The sequence below is a fragment of the Acinetobacter sp. 8I-beige genome (assembly GCF_902505955.1).
Classification (GTDB): Bacteria; Pseudomonadota; Gammaproteobacteria; order Pseudomonadales; family Moraxellaceae; genus Acinetobacter; species Acinetobacter johnsonii.
Genome location: NZ_LR732791.1, coordinates 51547 through 75300, shown reverse-complemented (window position 1 = coordinate 75300; position 23754 = coordinate 51547). Strand labels below are relative to the sequence as shown.

The 23754-nt window shown below is 37.4% G+C and carries 23 protein-coding genes and 1 pseudogene; 18 read left to right on the top strand and 6 right to left on the bottom strand.

The window, feature by feature from the left end; all coding sequences use genetic code 11:
- Positions 1–3: 3 nt before the first annotated feature.
- The 7 genes from GVX98_RS10280 (at position 4) to GVX98_RS10250 (ending at position 9705) form a co-directional block, all read left to right on the top strand.
- Entirely contained in the window at positions 4–1860 is a 1857-nt protein-coding gene (locus GVX98_RS10280; RefSeq protein ID WP_159128022.1) for a DUF262 domain-containing protein, read from the top strand.
- A 24-nt stretch (positions 1861–1884) separates the two neighbouring features.
- Positions 1885–4977 carry a type I restriction endonuclease subunit R gene (locus GVX98_RS10275; RefSeq protein ID WP_159128021.1) on the top strand — a complete coding sequence of 1031 codons (3093 nt, stop codon included), beginning with the start codon at positions 1885–1887 and terminating at the stop codon, positions 4975–4977.
- Positions 4974–5678 (top strand): M48 family metallopeptidase, encoded by a 705-nt coding sequence (locus tag GVX98_RS10270; RefSeq protein ID WP_159128020.1) that lies wholly within the window; start codon positions 4974–4976, stop codon positions 5676–5678. The genes GVX98_RS10275 and GVX98_RS10270 overlap by 4 nt, the downstream gene beginning before the upstream one ends.
- A 23-nt stretch (positions 5679–5701) precedes the next feature.
- Positions 5702–6091, top strand: a complete 390-nt coding sequence (locus GVX98_RS10265) for a hypothetical protein (RefSeq protein ID WP_078426614.1) — start codon at positions 5702–5704, stop codon at positions 6089–6091.
- Positions 6092–6552: 461 nt separating this feature from the next.
- Entirely contained in the window at positions 6553–7779 is a 1227-nt protein-coding gene (locus GVX98_RS10260) for an efflux RND transporter periplasmic adaptor subunit (protein WP_159128033.1), read from the top strand.
- Positions 7776–8999: an ABC transporter permease gene (locus GVX98_RS10255; protein ID WP_159128019.1), complete on the top strand. Its 1224-nt coding sequence runs from the start codon at positions 7776–7778 to the stop codon at positions 8997–8999. The genes GVX98_RS10260 and GVX98_RS10255 overlap by 4 nt, the downstream gene beginning before the upstream one ends.
- A complete protein-coding gene (locus tag GVX98_RS10250; RefSeq protein ID WP_004984479.1) occupies positions 8992–9705 on the top strand; it encodes an ABC transporter ATP-binding protein in 714 nt (237 codons plus the stop codon). Before GVX98_RS10255 ends, GVX98_RS10250 begins: the two co-directional genes overlap by 8 nt.
- Positions 9706–9962: 257 nt before the next feature.
- Here the strand turns inward: GVX98_RS10250 and GVX98_RS10245 are convergent, their stop codons facing one another.
- On the bottom strand, positions 9963–10274 hold the full coding sequence (locus GVX98_RS10245; protein ID WP_004984482.1) for a metalloregulator ArsR/SmtB family transcription factor: 312 nt from the start codon (positions 10272–10274) through the stop codon (positions 9963–9965).
- A gap of 120 nt (positions 10275–10394) precedes the next feature.
- Here GVX98_RS10245 and GVX98_RS10240 point away from each other — a divergent pair, with 120 nt between their 5' ends.
- The 5 genes from GVX98_RS10240 (at position 10395) to GVX98_RS10220 (ending at position 13595) form a co-directional block, all read left to right on the top strand.
- The gene (locus GVX98_RS10240; RefSeq protein ID WP_159128018.1) at positions 10395–10811 is read left to right on the top strand and encodes a YeeE/YedE family protein; all 417 of its coding nucleotides are present in this window, start codon (positions 10395–10397) and stop codon (positions 10809–10811) included.
- A 1-nt stretch (position 10812) separates the two neighbouring features.
- On the top strand, positions 10813–11229 hold the full coding sequence (locus tag GVX98_RS10235; RefSeq protein ID WP_159128017.1) for a DUF6691 family protein: 417 nt from the start codon (positions 10813–10815) through the stop codon (positions 11227–11229).
- Between the two features lie 2 nt (positions 11230–11231).
- Positions 11232–12104 (top strand): MBL fold metallo-hydrolase, encoded by an 873-nt coding sequence (locus tag GVX98_RS10230; protein ID WP_005262089.1) that lies wholly within the window; start codon positions 11232–11234, stop codon positions 12102–12104.
- A gap of 68 nt (positions 12105–12172) precedes the next feature.
- Entirely contained in the window at positions 12173–12955 is a 783-nt protein-coding gene (locus GVX98_RS10225) for a sulfite exporter TauE/SafE family protein (protein ID WP_159128016.1), read from the top strand.
- A gap of 244 nt (positions 12956–13199) precedes the next feature.
- Positions 13200–13595 (top strand): rhodanese-like domain-containing protein, encoded by a 396-nt coding sequence (locus GVX98_RS10220; protein WP_159128032.1) that lies wholly within the window; start codon positions 13200–13202, stop codon positions 13593–13595.
- A gap of 110 nt (positions 13596–13705) precedes the next feature.
- On the opposite strand, the pseudogene GVX98_RS10215 reads toward GVX98_RS10220, so the two are convergent.
- A pseudogene (locus GVX98_RS10215) lies at positions 13706–14626 on the bottom strand (IS5 family transposase).
- A gap of 218 nt (positions 14627–14844) precedes the next feature.
- Here GVX98_RS10215 and GVX98_RS16770 point away from each other — a divergent pair.
- Positions 14845–14985, top strand: coding sequence for a hypothetical protein (locus tag GVX98_RS16770; protein WP_004986534.1), 141 nt, complete (start codon positions 14845–14847; stop codon positions 14983–14985).
- Between the two features lie 67 nt (positions 14986–15052).
- Here GVX98_RS16770 and GVX98_RS10210 read toward each other — a convergent pair whose 3' ends face one another.
- The 4 genes from GVX98_RS10210 to GVX98_RS16990 all read right to left on the bottom strand — a co-directional run bounded on the left by GVX98_RS10210 (position 15053) and on the right by GVX98_RS16990 (position 18758).
- A complete protein-coding gene (locus GVX98_RS10210; protein WP_159128015.1) occupies positions 15053–17131 on the bottom strand; it encodes a catalase in 2079 nt (692 codons plus the stop codon).
- Between the two features lie 290 nt (positions 17132–17421).
- Positions 17422–18105, bottom strand: coding sequence for a DUF421 domain-containing protein (locus tag GVX98_RS10205; RefSeq protein WP_004981678.1), 684 nt, complete (start codon positions 18103–18105; stop codon positions 17422–17424).
- A 71-nt stretch (positions 18106–18176) separates the two neighbouring features.
- On the bottom strand, positions 18177–18473 hold the full coding sequence (locus GVX98_RS10200) for a hypothetical protein (RefSeq protein WP_159128014.1): 297 nt from the start codon (positions 18471–18473) through the stop codon (positions 18177–18179).
- Positions 18474–18626: 153 nt separating this feature from the next.
- Positions 18627–18758 carry a hypothetical protein gene (locus tag GVX98_RS16990; RefSeq protein ID WP_004981672.1) on the bottom strand — a complete coding sequence of 44 codons (132 nt, stop codon included), beginning with the start codon at positions 18756–18758 and terminating at the stop codon, positions 18627–18629.
- A 600-nt stretch (positions 18759–19358) separates the two neighbouring features.
- Here GVX98_RS16990 and csm6 point away from each other — a divergent pair.
- The 5 genes from csm6 (at position 19359) to GVX98_RS10175 (ending at position 23754) form a co-directional block, all read left to right on the top strand.
- Positions 19359–20489 (top strand): CRISPR-associated ring nuclease Csm6, encoded by a 1131-nt coding sequence (gene csm6, locus GVX98_RS10195; protein ID WP_159128013.1) that lies wholly within the window; start codon positions 19359–19361, stop codon positions 20487–20489.
- Between the two features lie 187 nt (positions 20490–20676).
- A complete protein-coding gene (locus GVX98_RS10190; RefSeq protein ID WP_139421616.1) occupies positions 20677–21450 on the top strand; it encodes a methyltransferase domain-containing protein in 774 nt (257 codons plus the stop codon).
- Between the two features lies 1 nt (position 21451).
- Positions 21452–22213: an alpha-ketoglutarate-dependent dioxygenase AlkB gene (locus GVX98_RS10185; protein ID WP_159128012.1), complete on the top strand. Its 762-nt coding sequence runs from the start codon at positions 21452–21454 to the stop codon at positions 22211–22213.
- Between the two features lie 156 nt (positions 22214–22369).
- Entirely contained in the window at positions 22370–23050 is a 681-nt protein-coding gene (locus tag GVX98_RS10180; protein WP_004822999.1) for a VWA domain-containing protein, read from the top strand.
- A 29-nt stretch (positions 23051–23079) separates the two neighbouring features.
- The gene (locus tag GVX98_RS10175) at positions 23080–23754 is read left to right on the top strand and encodes a PP2C family serine/threonine-protein phosphatase (protein ID WP_159128011.1); all 675 of its coding nucleotides are present in this window, start codon (positions 23080–23082) and stop codon (positions 23752–23754) included.

Genomic DNA, 23754 nt, shown 5'->3' with positions numbered 1-23754 from the left:
AATATGAAAATTGAAGCACAAGTAAAATCGATTGAAAAATTAAAGGACTATTTCTTTCTCGTACCTGACTATCAACGTGAATACGTATGGAAAGCAGATGATCAGGTCGAGCAGTTTTTAACAGATATTGATAATGAATACGATGAAAATGCAGATCAACAAGAAAGCTATTTTATTGGTTCAATTATCATTGTTAAAAACAAAAATAAGTACGATGTGATTGACGGTCAGCAACGTCTGACCACCATTACATTAACCTTGTGCGCAATTCGAGATTTACTCTCAACTCAAGAATCAACCTTAAATGATATACAAAAGGAGCATTTAAGTACCGTCAAGAAGCTATTGTATAGTTTTGATTCAGACACCGAACAACTTCTAGTTAGATTAGAATTACAGTATGAGGAAAGTAAAGATTTTCTCGATAAATTAATTAAAAAAGAAATATATACAGGTGAAGACACTGCATCAATTCAAAAGATGCGTGCAGCGTATAATCAAATTTATAGTTATCTGCAAAATTTTTTGCAAAAAGGGGTAAGTAACCTAACTAAGTTTGCAAAGTATTTTTATAATAAAATTGAGTTAGTGCTTATCGAATCTGAAGATATCGGTAGCGCACTCAAAATCTTTGAAACCATTAACCAGCGTGGTGCAAGCTTAAATGCGATGGACTTGGTCAAAAACTTATTGTTTAGACAAGCCAATGAAAGTCAGTTTAGTACCATTAAGGAAACATGGAAAAAAATTAATGAAGCGTTATTACGTTGTGGAGAAGATGAAAATCCACTACGTTTCCTACGTTACTTTATGATGGCACGTTACCACAACGGTATTTTACGTGAAGATGATATCTACAACTGGATTATCACAAAATCAGGTAAAGCGATCCTGAAGTACGAAACTCATCCGATTGAGTTGGTTAAAGAAATAGAATTTATGGCACAACGCTATGCAGATTTAGTCAATGCAACTAAACGCTTGAGCGATGGTAGTAACTATCCACATGTGACACATATTGGTTTTATTAATAAATATAAAGCTCGACAACATTTGGTCATGCTCTTGGCTTTGTCAAAAAATGCGGATAAAGCAGCTATTGATTATTTAGCTCAGCAAATTGAAAGTTTCTACTTTGTCACCAATACAGTGGGCATCTTAGGTAAAAGTAATGAGCACTCATTTGCCAATTGGGTGGTCTCGTTCCGTGGAAAAACGACAATAGAAGAGATTCAACAGGCTGTCGAAAAAACAATTGTGCCGTATGTGTTAGAACGCTTAGATAACTTAAAATTCAAATTCTTAAATATCCGTCACGATGGCTATAACCCACAATATCGTCAGCGTTTTATCTTAGGTCAATTAGAAAATCAGGCACGTACACAAGCTGGTCTAACGGAGTTTAATTTTAAACAAATTGGTCAATTAGAAATTGAGCACATTTTCCCACAAACACCAAAAGATGAGGTGTTGCCAGAAGAATTTTTGGATAAAGCGGAATATAACAACACCATCTATAAGTTGGGCAACGTTACTTTATTGGAAAGCGTAATCAATCAGGCAATCAATAAAATGAATGACCTCACAACCAATTGGTTTGAGCAGAAGCAGCAAGAATATGCAAAATCTAACCTATTGACCGTGAACTTACTCGATCACAAATATAACATTGGTAAACAGACAGCCATCACTCGTTTTAAAGATGACAAAAACTACATTTTTGAAAACTGGTCTAAACAAGCCATCATTGATCGTCAAAAGATTATGTTGGATCTTGCATTAGATGTATGGCGATTCAATGATCAGCGACTCGATCAATATCAATTTTCAATAGAATACAAAGACACAGTGAACGCATAAGTATTAAAGATTAGGGTAAGGGTAATGAGTGAAGTCGGACAGCGTGAACGTGTCACACAAGACCGTGTAGTTCAATTATTTAAAAATGATTTGGGTTATCGTTATTTAGGAAACTTACATGACCTAAATAATAAAAATATTCGTGAGCAAGATCTAAAAGCATGGCTAAAAAAACGTGGTATCAGTGGTGTATTAATACAAAAGGCATTCCGCCAAATTGATGCTGCATCAGCATTAGGGGAAGGTCGAAAGCTTTATTATGCCAATAAAGATGTCTATCGCTTATTACGTTATGGTGTAAAAGATAAAGAAGGTGCTGGCGAGCAAAATCAAACCATTTGGCTCATTGACTGGCAAAATCCAGAAGCAAATGACTTTGCCGTAGCAGAAGAAGTCTCTGTTCAAGGTGAATATAAGAAACGACCTGATGTCGTTCTTTATGTAAATGGTATTGCTTTGGGCGTGATTGAACTTAAGCGATCAACTGTAGGGTTAACAGAAGGTATTCGCCAAAACCTAGATAACCAGAAAAAAGACTTCATTCGTGATTTCTTCACGACGATGCAGTTGGTGATGGCGGGTAATGACACGCAAGGTTTACGTTACGGCACGATCGAGACGGCAGAGAAGTACTATCTTGAGTGGAAAGAAGAACTAGAAAATCCTTATTCAAATAAGCTCGATTATCATCTGAGTCGCATCTGCAATAAAGAACGCTTTTTACAGCTAATTCATGATTTTATTGTCTACGATGCAGGCATTAAGAAGACTTGTCGTCATAATCAGTTCTTCGGTATTGAAGTAGCAAAACAAAGAATTGCAACAAGAGAAGGCGGTATCATCTGGCATACGCAAGGCTCTGGTAAAAGCTTAACCATGGTCTGGTTAGCCAAATGGATTCGAGAGAATGTACCTGATAGCCGTGTATTAATTGTTACTGACCGTACTGAACTTGATGAACAGATTGAAAAAGTTTTTGGTGGGGTTGAGGAAGCCATTTATCGGACGCGTAGTGGTGCTGATCTGATCCATACCTTAAACACAACCAATCCTTGGCTGATTTGTTCTTTAGTACATAAGTTTGGTCGCCAGGTTGACGATGAAGAGGATGATGTAGCATCTTCAGCGGATTTTATCGAAGAAATGAAAAAAGCCGTACCGCATGATTTTAAAGCTAAAGGCGATTTATTTGTGTTCGTGGATGAATGTCATAGAACCCAATCAGGCAAATTGCATGAAGCTATGAAATTGATTTTACCTGAAGCCATGTTTATTGGTTTTACAGGTACGCCACTGATGAAAAAGGATAAGAAAAAATCCATTGAAGTGTTTGGCTCTTATATCCATACCTATAAATTTAATGAAGCGGTTGAAGATGGTGTAGTTCTCGATATTCGTTATGAAGCGCGAGATATTGACCAACGCATTACATCACAGAAGAAAGTAGATGAATGGTTTGAAGCTAAGACCAGACAATTATCCCCTTTAGGCAAAACCTTACTTAAACAGAAGTGGGGGACGATGCAGAAGGTACTTTCAAGCCGTTCGAGACAGGAGCAGATTGTTGCTGATATTTTGATGGATATGGATACTCGTCCTAGGCTTATGGATGGGCGAGGAAATGCCATGCTTGTCTGTTCAAGTGTTTATCAAGCATGTACTGCCTATAAACTATTTAATGACACAGACTTAAAAGGTAAAGTCGCAATTGTGACCAGCTACCAACCTACAGCTGCGAGTATTAAATGCGAAGAATCAGGGGCTGGACTAACAGAAAAACTAGCCAAGTATGATATTTATCGCCAAATGTTGGCAGACTACTTTGAAAAGCCAGCAGATCAAGTGGGGAATTTAGTTGAAGAGTTCGAAAAACAGGTAAAGAAAAAATTCATTGAAGAACCTGGTCAAATGCGTCTGCTCATTGTAGTTGATAAATTACTCACAGGGTTTGATGCACCGTCAGCAACATATCTATATATTGATAAATCGATGGCAGATCACAACTTATTCCAAGCGATCTGTCGTGTGAATCGTCTAGATTCTGATGATAAAGAGTATGGTTATATCATTGACTATAAAGACCTTTTTAAATCCATTGATAAGACTATTAAAGATTATACATCTGAAGCCTTAGATGGATATGACAAAGAAGATGTAGATGGATTACTGAAAGATCGTATTCAGTCTGCACGTTTAGATTTGGATACGGCTCTCGAAGTAGTCAAAGCATTATGTGAACCTGTGCCTGCACCTCGGTTGAGTCAAGACTATCAACATTATTTCTGCGGTAAATCTGGATTGAATTCTGAAGAAATAAAGGAAAAAGAGTCGTTGCGCTTAGCTTTATATAAGGCGGTGAATAAACTATTGCGCAGCTACGCTAGCATTGCCAATGAGTTACCAGAAGCGGGATATAAATCACAGGAAATTACAGATTTAGAAGTGGATGTAAAGTTCTTTGAAAATGTAAGCAAAGAAATAAAAGCACATAGCGGTGATGCTGTTGACATGAAGGTCTATGAGCCTGCAATGCGTCAGTTACTGGATATGTACATCCAGGCAGAAAGCAGCGAAGAAGTCATTAAGTTTGAAGAGTTTGGGTTAATTGATCTAATTCTAAGAGGCGATGATGATTTTAAGGGTGTACCTGAAAACATCAGAAGAAATCCTGAATCAATGGCTGAGGCAATTGAAAATAACGTCCGTAAAAAGATCGTAGAAGAGAATCCCGTAAATCCAATTTACTACGACCAAATGTCTGTTTTACTTAATGAAATCATTGAGCTCAGACGTAAGAATGCAATGGCTTATAAAGAGTATCTTGAGAAAATACGCGATCTCACACGAAAAGTGGCCCAGCCAGCAGGACGGAATGATTATCCCGAGGGAATCAATACTCCAGGTAAACAAGCATTATTCGACAACTTTGGTAAAAATATCGAATTAACGCAAAAGATTGATAAAGCCATCCAATCCAACAAATTGGCTGCATGGGTGGGTGATGATGCAAAAGAGAAAATTTTGCTCAGAGGTTTAAGTAGAGAATTGGGTATTAATGATAAAAATGTTCTAATAGCCTATTTAACGCTTGCGCAAAAGCATCAGGAATATCATTGATCTCAACTTTAAAGATTGGCTCAATTCATATTGAAGTAAATCATAAAGATGTTAAAAATCTGAATATTACCGTACATCCTCCTTTAGGGGATGTACGAGTTTCTGCACCTTTAAATATGTCTGAAACAGCAGTGCGAATGGCAGTCATTGGGCGATTAGCCTGGATTAAAAAGCAACAGGCAGATTTTAATGAGCAGAGAAGGCAATCTAAGCGTGAAATAATGAGTGGCGAAAGTCATTATTTGTGGGGTAAGCATTACAGATTAAATGTTATCGAGCGATCTGGTAAGCATTACATAAATAAGCATGGTCAATGGTTGGATCTATATGTAAACCCGAATTCTTCGGTAGATAATCGTCGTAAAGTAATTGATGATTTTTACCGAGCAGAGCTAAAGACAGCTTTAGATGAATTGCTGCTCGAGTGGCAAGAAAAAATGCAGGTTACGATTTCTGCCTATGGTATTCGAAAGATGAAAACAAAATGGGGAAGCTGTAATACTGATACGGCTCGAACATTATTTAATCTTGAGTTAGCTAAAAAACCTTATGAATGCTTGGAATATATTGTAGTGCATGAATTGGTGCATTTATTCGTCCGTACTCACAATGATGAATTTTTAGCTTACATGAACCAATATTTACCAGACTGGAAGCAGCGAAAAGCTCTTCTTCGTGATCAACCATTAACTGATTTATAGTTTTATTTTATTGATGTTAGAAAATGAGATATTTAAGCTGTAAAGAAATATATGATGCAATAAAGGAATGGGGTATCAAAGAAACGAATACTAGAGAATATGCTTATGAATTTCAATTGAAGAATGGGCAGTACATCTATGTGAAACGTTTATTAGATACTCAAAAACGAAATCCAGAACCATTGCGGTTAATGATACATCCATGTTTTATTGCTCTTAAAGAAGATCTACTTTCGTTCGAAAATATTGAGTTTAGTTTTGAAGAAATGGGTAATATGAATTCAGCATTTGCTCAATTTCCTAAAAGTAGTCAATCACAATGTGATGAAAATCCAACTAAATACGGTATTGGTGTAAATTTTCAAGATAAAAGAAGTTTATTAAAATTAATTGTCTTTATTGAAAGCGTATAAAATCAAGAAAGGTGCTCATTTGAGCACCTTTCTTGATTTGGGTTTTTAAGGGTTAATACACAATTCAAATTCAGAGATTTTTCATTGGTTTAAATAGTGAGTTCAATTGTCACCATCACAGCTACTTTACTAAATATGGCTATGTATTACGTTATTGATAGCTGGAATGTTAAAGTCTAAAACGTGTTATTATTTTATATAAAATTATGAAATATATAAAAATATAGGTTTATTGTTTGTTTGTTTGTTTGTTTGTTTGTTTGTTTGTTTGTTTGTTTGTTTGTTTGTTTGTTTGTTTTAATCAATATTATGAAAAAATTATAACAGTAAGAGAAAATAATTTAATAAAAATGGTGTGCTTTTTTAATTTGGTGTGTTGTAACTAAATTTTCATATATATTTAACTAGACATTAATTATTCAATTCAAAAACTTTTCTTTAATCTGGCTTGGAGAATGGAATTGCTTGTTACCCGTTATAAGCCTTGGATCATGATCATACTACTGGTTTTGCTCGTCAGTTTTGCCACATATCGCTGGTGGCAAGGACCATTGTTACCTAGTTATGAAGTCGTATCTAGTCCATTGATTCAGACAGTTGTTGCTTCAGGACGGGTAGAGAAAGTATCTCGGACTCAGATTGGTAGTGAAATTACAGGGGTTGTTCTTGAGCGCTTGGTTCAAGAGGGAGATCGGGTCTCTCGAGGGGATGTTCTTTTAGTACTGAAATCTGATGAAATTTCAGCGCAGGTGCGGCAGGCAGAAGCTGAATTAAAGGAACTCGCAACCACTAGACGTCCGCAAGCAGAAGTCGATTTAGCGAATGCCAAAGTGCAATTAGAACAGGCTCAAAGAGAGGCGGTACGCAGACGAAATACCGAATTAGGAATATTATCAGCAGAGGAAAGGGAGAAATCGATAGAGGCAGAAAAACTCGCCCGTAATAATTTGGAATCAGCTCGATTAAAAGTTGCTTCACTTGCCCGAGATAAAGTTGAAGAGACAAAATTACGTGAACGACTCGCTGCATTACAAGCGCAACTCGCCAAGACCAAAATTCGCGCAGAAGTTTCAGGTATTATTTTAACCCGTAATGTTGAGCCAGGGGATTTGGTACAACCGAGTCAGACTCTCTTCACTATTGCACTGGATGGTGCGACTGAAATACGAGTGCCATTTGATGAGCGAAATTTACCACTGCTGGCTTTACAACAAAAAGCAGCAGTGATTACGGATGCCTATCCAAATCAACCTTTTCCTGCCCATATTAATTTTATTGCCCCAAGTATTGATGCTCAACGTGGCACAATAGACGTTCGATTAACAGTTGATCCAGTCCCTGATTTTTTGCGTCAAGACATGACGGTATCGGTAAATGTTGAAACCAACAAGCGCGAGCGAACCCTGGTCATTCCAAATGATGCTTTAAGCAGTATAAGTGGAAACAAGGCTATGGTTATTTTAGTAAGAGATAGAAAAATTCAACGTCATCCCATCACACTGGGTTTACGTGGTTTGGTCATGTCGGAAGTTGTAGCTGGATTGAAAGAAGGTGATCACGTCCTTACCGATGCAGAATCAGTGCTTAAAGATGGAACTCGTGTCCGAATAGAGCAAACTAAACGTGTTCTGCAGAGTCAAACGGATCCGACAAATAGCAAAAACGAATTACCGGTGAAATTCGATTGAAAAACTTTTTTGGGCGACTTTGGACAGAGTGGACTATTGCAATCAGTTTTCTGCGAGAGGGTCGCACACAGTCGATGATGATTACCATTGGCATCGCGGTGGGGGTGGCAGTCATTGTGTTCATTAGCGCCTTAATTCAGGGCTTACAATCGAATATTGTAGAAAGGACTTTAGGGACGCAGGCGCATATTCGTTTGCTTTCACCAGATGAGGTGAATCACATTGTGCCACCAGCAGCAGGAACACTTCAGTTGTTACAAGAAGATCAGCGTGCGCAACGCTTACGCTCTATTAATAATTGGCAGCAGATTACTGAGACTTTAGATCAGTTGCCCGTGTTGACGGCGGTTTCTCCTGTGATCTCTGGTCCTGCATTTGTACAGCGTGGAGAGGCGATTCAATCGGTTGCTTTGGTTGGTATCAATCTTGAACGTTATCAACAAATTATTCCGTTAAAGCAATATATGGTGAGTGGTGAATTACGGGTCAGTGCGGATAATGTATTAATTGGGCGTCAATTGGCCAAAGATTTGGGTGTGGAAGTCGGGAGCAAATTAAGGTTAGATACTGGGCAACAGAAAAATGCGGTGGTGAATATCTCTGGGATATTTGAACTGGGCGTGCGTGAATTGGATGCGCGCTATGTCTATCTAGATTTGAAACAGGCGCAATCTTTACTTAATTTGCCGGGCGGCGTGACCGTGATTGATCTGACGATTCAGGATATTTTTCAGGCGGATCAAATTGCCTCACAAGTTGGACGCCTGACAGGATTAAAAGCAGAAAGCTGGATTGAAACCAATGCTCAATTAATGAATGCGATTACTGCTCAAAGTCTTTCTACAAACATGATTATTGTTTTTGTAGGGATTTCAGTCGCTTTTGGCATTGCCAGTGTGATGTCGGTGAGTGTGGTGCAACGGACTCGGGAAATCGGTATTTTACGTGCGACGGGGGCGACACAAGCACAAATTTTAAGAGTTTTCTTGTTTCAGGGAGCAATTTTTGGTCTGCTTGGTTCGATGCTTGGTAGTGTAGTCAGTTATGGTTTGATCTGGGGATTTAATCAGTTTGGTCCCGGCTTGTTTTATATTTCGATTTCAATCAAGCTTATCTTGTCGGCATTATTCTTGGCGACAGTGACAGGTATTTTGGCTGCTGCAATACCATCCCGTCGGGCTGCTGCACTTGATCCTGTGGAGGCAATTCGTCATGTTTGATCCATCTCAGGAAGTACTGCGTTTAGAAGCATTGCGAAAGTCTTACAATGTTGGGCAGCCTAATGAAGTGGAGGTATTACATGGAATTGACCTGTGTATTCAACGGAATGACTTTGCTGCATTAATTGGTCCTTCTGGTTCAGGCAAAAGTACTTTACTGAATATTCTCGGCTTATTAGATCAGCCTAGTCGTGGTGAGTTGTACTTGTTGGGGCAGGCTACAAGCCGTATGGATGATACGGCTCGGACAGCATTACGAGGCAATAGTATAGGTTTTGTGTTTCAGTTCCATCATCTTATACAGGCTTTTACTGCCTTACATAATGTACTCATGCCATTAATGCTGAAGCAAGGTAAGCCAGATCAATCTGCGTTGCAATATGCCCATGAGTTATTGGCCGCTGTAGGGTTAGATAAGTTCGCTGACCGTAAACCCAATGAGCTTTCTGGAGGGCAGCAGCAACGCGTAGCGATTGCACGTGCACTGATTACTCAGCCTGCACTATTGTTGGCCGATGAACCGACAGGTAATCTGGATACTCAAACTGCTGCGGAAATGTTTGAATTATTTCGTAAAGTACATCGCGAACATGACTGTGCAGTCTTATTGGTGACTCATGATCCTAGATTATCGGCGACCTGTGATCGAACCATTAATTTGGTGGATGGGAGAATTCAGAGTGATTCCAAACACGAGATGGAATGAGCCGGAATGTAGATCACTCTTCTGGTAAAAGCAGTTCAAAACATTGAGTAGACATCAAAATTCTAGCACGATATAAGAACAAACTTGTAAATCGATAAATTATAACCCTGTGTAATTTGAATAAAATATTTTTCAGATTTAGTTCACTAAATCTAATCTAGAGAAAAAATGAGTACAAGATTTTTCAATATTAAGAGTATTTAAAAAAACAAAGGTTTACTGCTTCTGATCATTTCTTTTTGGCTGTACTAAGCGGATTAATTCGCACAATACAGCTCGTACAGCTTTTGCATCAAACTTAAGACCTTGGGATCACTCAGACGATAGAAAATCTGTTTACCCTCACGTCGTGTGCTGACCATGTCAGCCTTACGTAGGACAGTCAGTTGTTGTGAAAGTGTAGGTTGATGAATGTCAGTGGATTCTTCAATTTCCTGAACATTCATTTCCCCATCCACCAGGACACATAAGATTTTCAGGCGATCAGGATTGGCCAAAACTTTCAGGCATTGGCTGACGAAATCGACTTGAGAAAAATCAATTTTGGCATTTTCAGCAATCATATCCATAAATGTCCTCACAACTTTTGATGTAGCCCGTGCAGTTTACATAATTTACCATAAAACTGCTTGATTAATATTTTATATTATATAATATAAAAAAGTATATTGTATAGGGATTAATTCATCATGCATGACTTCCTCATCGCATTTATTGGCGGCTTAATGCTCGGGCTTTCCGTGGTTGGCTATCTTTATGTCAATGGCCGTATTGCAGGAATCAGTGGTTTGGTTGGGCAGGTATTAAACCCAAAAACCGTATTTAAAACGCCTGCGATCTGGTTTTTATCAGGCTTGATCATTACACCGTTTATTTATGGTCTGTTTGTACAACCTGAAATCGAATTGAATGCCAGCCCATTGATGATGATTGTGGCAGGTCTGCTGGTAGGCTTTGGGACACGTTTGAGTTCGGGCTGTACCAGTGGTCACGGAATTTGTGGCATTAGTCGGCTGTCTAAGCGTTCTATCATCGCGACCATGACTTTTATGTTTGCAGGTTTTGTCGCTGTTTATATTATCCGTCATATCACAGGAGCATTCTAAAATGAAAAATCTGTTTGCCTTTTTATTTGGTGCGCTGTTCTCTGTGGGATTGATGGTATCGGGCATGTCCAATCCGGAAAAAGTACTCGATTTCCTGGATCTGTTTGGCGATTGGGATGCCAGTCTGGCCTTTGTGATGATGGGCGCGATTACTGTGGCCTTTATTCCCTTCCAGAAAGCATTACGTACGGCGCAACCGAAAACAGTATTTAATGAACCTATTGATTTACCTAAAAATAATCAGATAGATAAGAAGCTGATCACGGGTGCGGTTTTATTTGGTGCAGGTTGGGGCATTGCCGGCATCTGTCCGGCGCCAAGTTTCACTTTGATCGGTTTGGGCCACTATCAAGTGCTCTATTTTATTGTAGCAATGCTGGTGGGTGTATGGATTCACCGTAAATGGTCAGGAGCTTAACGATGTCAAATTTACCTATAGTAAAAGATTTTTTTCACGAAGATACCAATACCTTCAGTTATGTTGTACGTGATCCGGCGACCAAAGCCTGCGCCATTATTGATAGCGTTCTGGATTATGATCCGGCATCAGCAAGTACATCCACTATTCATGCCGATAAAATTATTGCCTATATTAAAGAGCAGGGTTTAACGGTCGAGTGGATTCTCGAAACCCATGTCCATGCTGATCATTTAACTGCAGCGCAATATCTCAAAGAAGAACTGGGTGGCAAAATTGCCATGAGCCAGAAAATTGGTATTGTTCAGGAAACTTTTGGCGCGATTTATCATCTGGATATTAAACAATGGAATGCCCAGCAGCTCTTTGATTATTTATTTGAAGATCATGAGTCGTTCCAAATTGGAACATTGAAAGCCTATAACATTCCAACACCGGGACATACGCCTGCTTGCCTGAGTTATGTGATTGGCGATGCGGTTTTTGTGGGTGATACGTTGTTCATGCCAGATTATGGTACAGCACGTTGTGATTTTCCGCGAGGCAGCGCAGAACAGCTTTATGATTCGGTGCAAAGCCTGTTTCAGTTGCCAGAAGATACCCGGGTCTTTTTATGTCATGACTATCTGCCTGAAACACGTGAATCGTATGTGTGTGAATCTGATATACAGACGCAGAAAAAACAGAATATCCATATTCATCAGGGAATCAGTAAAGCTGAATTTGCTCAGATGCGAAATCAGCGGGATTCAGGACTGAGTATGCCTAAGCTGATTCTACCGGCGATTCAGATCAATATGAAAGCAGGACAGTTTCCTGAGCCAGAACAAAACGGTGTTTCTTACCTCAAGCTTCCTCTTAACTACTTCAAATAAGCTTGTATCGTGATTCAACAAAAAGTTCAACCTTTATTGAATCATTTTTGTGGATAAGGGAGAGGGCGATGTGGGCATTAATACTGGAAGGATTGGCAATTGGTGGCTTGCTGGGTTTAACCGGTGCCGGTGGCGGTATTCTGGCTGTACCCGCACTTATGGCGAGTCAGGGTTGGACCGTGGCCCAAGCTGCGCCGGTGGGATTGATTGCAGTCACGCTGTCCACTTTGGTCGGAACGTTCGAGGGTTTATTCAAGCGTATTGTGCGTTATCGTGCTGCGCTCTGGATTGCTCTCATTAGTATTCCTTCTGCACGTTACGGGGTGCAGCTGGCTGCTATTGTTTCTCCGGTCTGGCTGACACTGGCTTTCAGTTTAGTGATGCTGATTGTGGCTTACCGGATCTTCTTTAATAAAGTCCATGATCATGGAAATGCACCGTGCAAGGTCAATCAAACCACTGGTCGCCTGATCTGGGATGCCAAAACTGCCTCGTTCCTCGCCGGTATTGGTGTCGTGGCGGGTTTACTGACCGGTTTGCTTGGTGTGGGTGGGGGATTTGTCATTGTTCCAGCCCTGCGTAAATTCACAGACCTGGATATGCGCAGTATCGTTGCGACTTCCCTGATGATTATTTTCCTGATTGGCGGGGTCAGTATTTATGCCCATGTGCTGGATGGATTTCAATATCCTGTTTCGGTCACGCTGACTTTTGTCCTGGCCTGTACTGTGGGGATGTTGATTGGACGCAGTCTGATGCATCGGATTGACAGTAACAAAGTACAGAAAATATTTGCCACCACCGTGGTTGGGGTGGCGATGTATTTAATCTATTCCGCACTCATGGGGTAGTTCTGTACGCTGTCTAGATAAAAATGCCTGAGTTGATGCCTGTTGGATATGATCTGTCTCATCTGGCTTGATATCTAAACAGCGGTAGCATATGAGAAGACGTTAGCAAAACTAAGGTTTGCATAGCCTGATCGTATCAACAGGGTTGAAACAAGCTGGTTGGGCATTGAAGCTAAACAGCTTTTAATCTACCTGACCCTAGTTTATAAAATATGAATATGATGCACGAGGAAGAATGAAAATGATGAAAACTGCAGAGCAATTGATTCTGAATGCGAAAAGCCGGATTCAGGAAGTGAGTGTAGCTGAACTGTTTGAAGCGATGAAAAACCATAAAACCATTCTGATTGATATCAGGGAACCGGATGAATTTCAGGCGGCAGCAATAGACCGAGCGGTGAATTATCCTCGTGGTGTTTTGGAAATGAGAATTCAACAGCATCCTTTAGCCAGTCATCATTGCGATACTCAGCAGGCACTGGAATACCTTAAAGATCAGCCGATATATTTGATCTGTGGCACGGGTGGCCGTTCAGCATTAGCAACAGATACATTACAAAATATGGGATTTACTTATGTGAAGTCTGTTCGGGGCGGTTATCAGGCTTGGCTTGAACAAGGCTATCCCGTAGGAAAATAAGCTATTGAAATAAAGAAAATCTTATCGTTGATTTTTTAATTTAAGGGGTTTTGTTACATAAAGTCTTTGAAGGTAAAGTTTTCCTAAGTTACTAAAATTTAAGTTACAACTTATGTATGAAGACTACATAATTCTGTAAATTTATTTAATACGGCTACGCTTGCATGGATCTGATTTTCTTGGCTGTCAAAATTCCTTTAGCAGAGTTTATCGCCTAATAATTTGATGCAATTTATCTTGGTTTCGACCAAACTTCGCCGATGATAACCAGACTCACTTTTTCCAAAGTGCTCCTCTTAGACGTTTAACTGTTTTAAATAACTCATTTCGCTCCATGCATCTCACTTTCTTATCTTTGCATGGCATTTTCATTCTTTCTTTATGGAATCATGGCATGTGCTTGTCGATCTGAAATCACTTGTCTACAATATTTTGTAACATATGATCCATCTATATAGACAGAATTAATCTGCTCATCAGATGGGATTTGATTAAGTAAATCCTGAAGAATTTGTGAATTACTGACATTATTTTTGGTCAGTTGTAGTGTACATAATTGAAGGGTTTGAGCATCTATACCAATATGCAGATTACGCCATTGCCGACGATATTCAGGTTGGTGTTTCTTGCGTTTCCATTCACCTTCACCAAAAATTACGGCCAGTTGAGTCTACTAATAGATATAGTCCTTCATGATTTTTTTGATAGCTGATTGCAATATCAATATGTTTTTGCCGTCTTTAGAGGGTGGAGTAATCTGGTGCTGTCCAACTTAACCCACTAAGCTTAATAAGGCTTTGTATAAAGCCTGTGACCATATTTAAAAAAAGTCGAAATAGAGATTTGATCATTAAACAGCACTGAATTGCTATATCAGAATAGGTTTGATTTCGACCTTGTTTGCCTTGTGATTGTGCATGCCACTTAGTATTCAGATCAAACCAAATTGTCAAATTGCCACGATTGATCAAAGCGCAATTGTAGGATGACCAATTGGTTGTACGATAAATTTTAGGTGTAGGCTTATTCATTTATAAATTATATTGCTGAATAGGACTTTATCGGTAGGTTTGTGCAACAAAGCCACCTATAACTATCAGGTGTGATCAATGCATAATAGTTTAGGGAAATAGTAATGAATTTAAGGTGCTAATTATTTACAGGGTAGTATTGCGTAACATATCTATTATTGATAGATAGAGCCTGATGTCATATCTATTATTATAGTATTTCACGTGATGGAACCGACATGATTAATAAGCAAAATCCAGAATCAAAACCTCAAAAAGAATCAAACGATGACAAGGGTGATCAGAAAACCTATCAGAATCCAGATCCTCAGAAAAAACCAAATGAAGAGCCTGAGAATCCACTTAAAGAGCAAAAGTAGATCAAAAAGCCCTCGACGAGGGCTTTTTGAAATCAAATGCTTACACTACTTTTAATCTCAAATAAATTCATGCTGGAATAGCTGCGACAACTTTTTCTCTATCCCACAAACGGTGATTTTGAATAGCTTGTTTGAATTGATCTTGGATCTCTTTAAAATTTTGTGTAGAGAATAGAGCTGCATCCTTAGTGAGCTGAAACTCATCTATTAAAGCGCATTTATCACCCAAGAAAACAATGGGCTTGAGATGTTTATATGTCTCTAATACATAATGTTTAGAAACTCCATCAGCCTTAAATACTTCTAAATTATTCCCATCAATCACGATTACGGCATCATAAGTCACTGAAGGCTCGCCATTTTGTCTTCCATCTACTGGTATTTCATTGCCATCACTAGATTTAACAGGGGCTGCGTTCGGTGCTAAAGTTTCCACAATAGCTTTTTCTGCTTCAGCCCATATTTTAATATCATCTATTGATGACGCATTTACACCGTTATGAACGAGCAAGGCAATTTTTCGCTGTTTAATATCAGATGCAGGAAAAGATGAGGTACTTAATCTTTTCGAAGATGCAATTACGGGTTGGTGCAGACTATCTTGCTGTTTAGGGGGAGTTTTAATACCTAACTCTTTCGCAACATATTCAGCTAAGTCCAAGTCAATATTAGCTAAGACAGCGTAAACTACACGTCTGCGGATATCTTCCGATTTAACCTTAGATAATTCAAAAGAATATGCATCCTTAATATGCTGTTGTTCATGTTTTTCCAAACTATGGTAGTGCATTGTGGCTTGCGAGAAATGATCAGCGAAACTTTCTGGTCGAACTCTTAGTTTGCTGCCTTGTACTTCTTCAGGATGTGTCTTGAAGGCACCACTGTCATTAGGTGATTCTCTTGGCCAATTTTCATCAACAGAATTAGGTTCATAATTTGCCTTTCCTTTATAAACTTCGTGATTAGCATAACCACCTCGTCTATTCGTATGAAAAGGACAAACGGGTTTGTTAATTGGAATTTGATTAAAATTTACCGTACCTAGTCTGTGTAAGTGAGTATCCGTATAGCTAAATAGCCGTCCCTGTAAAAGGGGATCGTTACTAAAATCTATACCTGAGACAATATTTGCAGGACTAAAAGCCACTTGTTCTGTTTCTGCGAAAAAATCATCTGTATTTTTGTTTAAAACAAATTTACCTAGTGGAGTGACAGGTACAAGTTCTTCTGGGATTAATTTTGTAGCATCTAAGACATCAAAGTCCCATTGTTTTGCATCTTCTTCAGAGAAAATTTGTGCGCCTAATTCCCATTCCGGGTAATTGCCACGCGCAATAGCATCCCACAGATCACGTCTGTGAAAATCGGGATCTTTGCCATTAATTTTTAGGGCTTCATCCCAGACGACTTGAGCTACCCCTTGCTTTGGAGTCCAATGGAATTTCACTAAGAATGCTTCATTATTCTTATTAATCAATCTAAATGTATGAACGCCAAAACCTTGTATAGAGCGTAGATTTCTTGGAATTGCTCTATCTGACATTATCCAAGTAGTCATATGTGATGCTTCGGTATTTAAAGAAATAAAATCCCAGAAAGTATCATGGGCAGATTGACCAGTTGGAACTTCATTGGCATCTTCTGGTTTTACTGCATGAACAAAGTCCGGAAATTTAATAGCATCCTGAATGAAGAAGACAGGGATATTATTCCCCACCAAATCATAATTTCCTTCTTCAGTATAAAATTTTATAGAAAAACCTCGTACATCTCGAACGACATCAGCCGAACCTCGCCCACCTTGAACTGTAGAAATACGGACAAAGATAGGGGTTTGATTATTTGTGTCCGTTAGGAACTTGGCTTTAGTCCATTTTTCATTACCGGTATAAGCTTGAAAGTAACCATGAGCACCGACCCCTCGAGCATGTACAACACGTTCTGGAATACGCTCACGATCAAAATGAATAAGTTTATCCCTTAGAAGAAAGTCCTCGAGAAGAGTAGGGCCTTTCTCATTAATTTTTAGACTATTTTGATTATCAGCTACGGGAACACCTAAAGAAGTGGTAAGAGTTTTACCTATAGGATCCACGTATGCTTCCTCAGAAAGCTGGTCAATTTTTGGTGTATTTGGTTCTTTCATATCACATTCTCTTATACATTTGCTTTATAACGTTTTATGAAAATAAGTATTTATTTTCACGTAAGTTAATGGCTTATTTGTTGACGGATATTTTGTGCTTACACAATTTAATAGGTTATCTACAATCGAATATGAGTTACTTGCCAGAAAACTCTTTTTTGGATCAAAGATACCCATATAAACTTTAAGTATTTACTCTTTGAGTAAGGTAAAGAAATGTGTATTTTTTGTTCGCTTAAACTATTCATTTTAAATAATATTGAATTAATCTAAGTCAAAACAAAACCTTATTAATTTTGATATTCCTCGCAATACAAACAGGATTTAGCCCATTTTGTATTTTGACAGCGAGGGCATTCTTCATTTAAATGATTTAAACGTTGGGTTTGACCACACAACATACAAGAATAAAAGTGATCGACATTATGATGATCTGCGATTTGGTATTCATCGGGAAACAGAGGAAGGCCCCATTTTATATTTTCTTTAGAATATGGGATCACGCTTAGGCAGCCATCAGTCTCAAGCAGTGCCATTTTAACTTGTCCAAGATGCTCTATTTTCTTTTGGCGCATTTCAGCAAAGAACTCATCATATGAATACTTTTCTTGCTTAATATCCTCAACAATCAGTAAACCATTTTTGACGATGTATATTGGTCGACCTTCCAATACGGTCTCAATAGCATCGGATTTCATCATTAAATAAGTTGTTAAGCGATATAAAGCCATAATTACTGCAAAAACGATGACAGCATGTATGATGGGAACTTCTTCATAGAACATAGCATCGCCAGCAGCAGATCCTAAACTAAGAATAATTGCGATTTCAAAGATGGAAAGTTGCCTAACACCACGTTTACCAGAAAATCTTAAAACTAAGATAATCAGGAAGTACATCAAGACACTACGAAGTACAATTTCTGCTGCAAAAGTAAATGTAGTATCAGCTAATAGTATTTTTATAAAGTCCATTTTACACCTATTTAATTATTATTTAGATGTGCTGATAATGAGCCTAAAAGGCTCATTATCATTATACTGGCTTACATTTTGTCCCATGCATCTTTAATAGCATGTTTGGCTTGTTCCCACTTTAAGCGTGATTCAGCCTTTAATTCTACCCATTTTACTTTTAGATCACTTTCTGAATCCTCAAATCGTGCATCAGTACCACGCTCATTTCGGGCATGCTGACCTAATTCATAGGCTGAACGAAGATCACGGTCATAATCTAGATCAGGAAGTTCTCGTTGGATATCGCCGTAATATGGGCGGTTTGAATAATCTGTACGCCAATCATGCTTGATTGGGTTTTCGTCTTGATGGTCATTGATAGTCATAATGAACTCCAATTCTATCCAACTAAGAATTCAAAAAAAAATTCTTAGTTGGATTTAATTAATGAATGAGTTTTAGAATTTAATAATATTATTCAACATGAAAAAATATTATTTCTGTTGAAAGTGTTGGTCATTTTGCTGGTTTTGGTTCGGTTATTTTTGCTGATTCGGATTTTTTTGCGGTTGGTCTGGTTGCTGTTGCTGTTGTTGCTGATCTGGCTTTTTTTGCGGTTGATTTGGCTGCTGCTGTTGCTGATTTTTCTGCTGTTGATTTTGATTAGTCATTTTACTGAACCTCATAAGATTAGAATTAATCTACATTAATTAATCAGTAGATTTATTATTAATATCATAATTTGTGTTTTAAAAAACATCAGAGGTGTTACATTTTAATTTTTGAGTAAAATTGTGTTTGTTTTAAAGGTTTAGGTGTTGATAATAAATGGAAATATATATTTTGTTTTTTACAAAAGGCTAACAATGTTAAATTTTATTCTTAATTCAGATTTATATCTTTTTGATTGGATTTGTGTTTGTAATTTATTGATTTTTTTTGAATTTGAAAAAATAAAAATCTGTGTTGGATCAATGAAATAACGAAATGAATAATAACGGTGCTTGTACTTTCAATAAATAAAGTTAAAAATTTTATAAATTAGATATAATGCTTTTTACTAATTTTAAACACCATAATTTTTTAATTCCAATGAGTGTGATTTATATCACAGATTGTGAAATTTTTATTTTTTCTAAAAATTATAAATATTTAATTAAGGTGTTGTATTGGACTATATGATTTTCCCGAAAAATTTTAGAATTAAGATAGATCATCATTATGATCTATCAATCAAAAGTTCATTCAAATTAGCATATAGGTAAAATTGGATGCAAAAAAATATATTATTTTTAGTGACAGGAATGACTCCTCAGATCATAACGGAAACCTTATATGCCTTGGCTGTCGATCCTGAAAGCTCTGATAAGTGGGTGCCCAATGAAATACATGTCTTGACTACTTCTAAAGGAAAAATACAGATTCGATCACGACTCTTTAATGATGGTGTTTTTGAACAATTTTTGAAAGATTTTTATTTATCCAATATCAAATTCGATGATTCCACTGTCCATGTCATCACTTGTAATGGTGAAGAGCTAGAAGATCTCAAATCTCTAGATGATAATGAACTTGCAGCAAATGAAACTTGTCGACTAATTAAGTTGTTCACAGATGATGAGAGTTCTACAGTACATGTTTCTATTGCAGGTGGGCGTAAAACCATGGGGTTTTATGCGGGATATGCCTTATCTCTATATGGTCGTGCACAAGATAGTATGTCCCATATTCTAGTTTCAGAAGATTTTGAGTTTGCAACAAATTTTTATTATCCAACGCCTTATGAACATTTTGTTGGGAAATATAATTCCCAAGAACACTTGAATGCACAACATGCGAAAGTCTTTTTAGCAAATATTCCTTTCGTGCGCTTAAGAAATACTTTGCCAACTACTCACCCATTAAGAATGAATAATTATCAATTTTCTGATGTGATAGAGCAACTAAACCAGGTGAATCAGTCACTATCTTTAGAAATTAATGTTACTCAACGATATATTCAGGTCAACAATTCTATCAAAGCAGATTTACCACCACGTGAAATGGCACTTCTAATGTGGTTTGCTGATTATAAAATTCAAGGCAAAGCAGGTTTAAAAGCTCCTACTGGGTCTCATAAAGGAGAAATGAGCTTTGCTGAACAAGAGTATATTCGTGAACTTACTGAAGAATATTTAATTCATTATGATGAGTTGAAGGAAAGTGATACGAATATTGAAATAACCAAGGATTTTTTTGATAGTACCAAGTCAAAACTTAAAAAACATTTAGAAAAACAGCTAGGTAATGAATTGGCAGCTCGTCTTATGCCAAAGCAGAATGGGAGAAGTACACCTTTCTCTTTACCGATAGATAAAGACCAAATTGTTGTAGTTAATAATTTTAAAGATAGAGTGATTTAATATGCATTGGAAGGGCATACCGTAAGCTTACGTTTGTCGATAAGCTCTTAAGGTCTAAATATGCATTACTTTATTCTATTTACATATTTGAATTGTGTGTTCCTGACATAAGCTTCCAAAATTTAAAGTTAACGAATCAATTTATTTAACATGTGCCCATAAATTAGATATTTAAAAGGGTACTAAGATGAATGATGTAGTTATTAATGCTATACAACAAAAGATTATGACAACAGAAAGCCTTACTTTCACATCACTACGTCAGATTGCTGGTCGAGATATGAATGCTCAAGCAAGCCTAAATCGTGGTCGTGCAATTATTGATTGTCCAACATTACTAAATCAATATCTGTATTCGTATGGTTTGATGGTTCAGCGCCAATGGAGTCATGTCGTACCAAATATTGTTGAAATGTTAAGTGATAATAATGGTCAAGATATGCACTTATATGACTATGGCTGTGGGCAGGGATTAGCGACTTTACTTTTGATTGAAAATACATCAGGTTTACAGGAAGATATCTCTCAAATCACACTGATTGAACCCTCGGAAATTGCATTAACACGTGCAAAGAGCATAATTGAATGTAAGCTACCTCATCTAAATATCCAAACCTTTACAAAAGAATTAGATGATATTGAGGAAAATCATTTAAGCATTAATACCGATAAAATGAATATTCATATTTTCTCAAATATTTTGGATATTGAAGGTTTTGATCAATTTGAGTTATTCAATAAAATTTTAGCTAAGGGTGGGACACATTATTTTATTGCAGTAAGTAATGATCGTAATTGCTATGGTGGAACTTCTCGATTAGAGAGCATCTTTGATGCTTTAATGGGATTAGAACCTGAAGAAAATGAAATATTCAATGTCACTCATGCACAATTTGAACGTTTTAGTGATGAGAAAAATATGAATCACGTTTACTTTTGTTTGAAAATTGAGATTCACTAAAATGAATGATTTATTTGATACAGTAATTGGAAACCAGATAAAGACGCTTTCATTTGCGTTACCTGAAGTTGATGGGTGTTCAAGTCAATGGGATGAGTCACGTCAAGGATTTATTATTCAGATCCCGAATGGTGCGTTATTCTACGCACCTCAGTTTTTCCCTCAAAAAATTAGTGATCGTTCAGTAGAGTATTTTTTGGAAAATGACACTTATGATCTGAAGCAAGTAGATTGGAGTGCAATCCAAACTGAAAATTTAAAAAAAATCCAATTCAAACATATTTTGTGGAAACAGGATTATATTCATTTATATGGGAAAAAAATTCCATTACCTAGATTAACCAGTTGGTATGGTGATGACGGTAAGGCTTATAAATATTCAGGTATTCTGTCACAGCCGAATCCATGGAATAAAGGTTTACTGTATATAAAAGAGCAAATTGAAAAGGTCGCAGGTACACAATTCAATAGTGTGTTAATGAATTGGTATAGAACTGGTGAAGACTATTTAAATTGGCATACAGATGATGAGCCAGAGCTTGGTAAAAATCCGACAATTGCATCTGTGAATTTTGGAGCAACCCGTGATTTTCAGATTCGCCATAAAGATAATCATCACCTGAAATTTACAGTGCCATTGCAACACGGTAGCTTGTTGATTATGTCTGGTGAAATGCAACATTTTTGGGAACATGCTGTACCCAAACGGAAAAAAGTGTTGAGTTCTAGGTTTAATCTTACTTTTAGGCTGATCTGTGATTAATAACTTAAATTTTTAAGTTCAAAATCTGTTTTATATCTAGATTAGACTAAAAAATATATGTAAATATATGTTTTTTTTGTGATAAATATCATAATATTAAAAAATAAATAGCTTTGTGTGAAGCTAATTTTAAATAATTGAGAGGGGGAAATTAAAATGGTAATGCAACAATTTGCTGTAGCAACAGCACGACCTTTACCAGTCATTATTTTGGCTGATGTAAGTGGAAGCATGACACAGGATAATAATATTGGCGCACTCAATGCTGCCTTAAAAGATTTCCTCAGTACGTTATCTCAAGAAAGTCGTTTAAATGCTGAAATTCAGGTTTCTATCATTACTTTTGGAGGTTCAAAAGCTGAGGTGCATGTGCCTTTAACGCCTGCATGGCAAATTAATCAAACAGATGATTTGGTTGCTTCAGGTGGAACACCAATGGGTGGTGCCTTTGAGTTGGCCTTAGAGATGATTGAAAATAAAGAAATTATTCCTAGTCGTGCTTATAAGCCAACGATTGTTCTGATTTCTGATGGTATTCCAACAGACAATTGGGAATCTTCTTTTAATAAGTTGAAAAATTCTGACAGAGCACAAAAGGCATCGCGTATGGCAATGGCCATAGGCGCAGGTGCTGATAAAAACATGTTAAAGGCATTTATGAATGATTTAGAAGCGACTGAAGTATTTGAAGCACATAATGCAAAAGAGATACACCGTTTCTTTAGAGTTGTCAGTATGAGTGTTAGTAGCCGCTCTCAGAGTAACACGCCTAATCAACTTCCTACAGTTGATTTTTCGAAATTACCAGATGATGAATTGGATCTGAGTGATTTTTAATTGTGTATTTATCACTATGTTCCGTTTCAATGATTGGTCCACGCAATCTGCGTGAAAAAAAATTGAATCAAGATGCTGTCATGCACCGGTTTTGGAAGAATAACTGGTGCATTGCAGTGTGCGATGGTATGGGATCTAAGCCTTTATCTCATATTGGTTCATCCTTAGCCTGTCAGTCGGTATATGAAGTTTTGAAGTATTGTGATTTTTCTTTAGCTGAAAAAGAAGTGGCGAAGAAAATCTACATGTACTGGCTAAAGCTGCTTAAAGAAAAAAATATTTTACCGACTGATGCTGCGACAACTTGTTTATTCGCGTGGGGAAATCGTCAGGGAAAAGTGCGACTGTTTCAATTGGGAGATGGTGCTATTTATTATCAATCAGACAATTTTGGTCATGTAGGTGTGAAGTCCGATGATTTATTTAGTAATCAGACCAATGCCTTGGGGTATTCCAAAAAATGGGATGATTGGGCTTATAAAGAAATTAATTTAACACATCAAAACCACGGCATCGTGTTACTTACAGATGGGATAAGTGATGATCTATTTAATGAACAGCTATTTACATCGACGTTGATTCAAAAAGCTACATTGCAAAGTGTAAGGCGAATAAAAAAGTATATACAACACGAGTTGCACCATTGGCCTACCCCCCAACACAGTGATGATAAAAGTATTGGCATAGTTTTTTGGAAAAAATAA